The organism is Pseudoalteromonas sp. S1609, from assembly GCF_005887255.1.
Lineage (GTDB): Bacteria > Pseudomonadota > Gammaproteobacteria > Enterobacterales > Alteromonadaceae > Pseudoalteromonas.
Map to the genome: position 1 here is coordinate 1 of NZ_PNDJ01000122.1, position 537 is coordinate 537.

At 39.3% G+C, this 537-nt stretch carries 1 protein-coding gene; it reads left to right on the top strand.

What is annotated here, in order from left to right; translation table 11 throughout:
* The coding region (locus CWB76_RS19005; protein WP_249363199.1) for an MATE family efflux transporter at window positions 1-479 on the top strand (479 nt) is incomplete at its 5' end.
* Window positions 480-537 lie beyond the last annotated feature (58 nt).

Sequence of the window (537 nt, forward strand, 5' to 3'; positions counted from 1 at the left end):
GGGCTGAGCAGATCACTAAACTTGCTAGTGTGTGGGGCTTGTTAGGGCTCTCATGTGTTGGCGCCATTGCATATTTATACGCAGATTCATTAGTTGCATTTTTTATTCCTGACGATAATGACGTTATTACTAATGGGGCGCAGTTTATTCAAGTAATGTGCTTAAGTTGGGGTGGAATAGGGGTGCAACTTTGTATTGTTGCTGCTTTTCGTGCCTCAGGTAATATGCTCAATGCAATGGTTATCGCGTTATTATCACAATGTGTAGTGCAGTTCCCTGCCGCTTATATTCTTTCTAATCATACTGAGCTTGGCGATCAAGGCATTTGGTATTCTTTTGCAATTACTAACATAACCATCGCATTGATAGCATTTGCATGGTTTATGCGTGGCTCTTGGAAAAAAACCAAGTTAACTAAAGAAGATAAGCACATAGTACAGGTTACACGAGAAACATTAATAGAAGAGGGCGCGCATTAGCTAGTAAATTCATAATGCAGTCATAAAAAGTCGTTGTAATAAATACACTGCTAAAAAG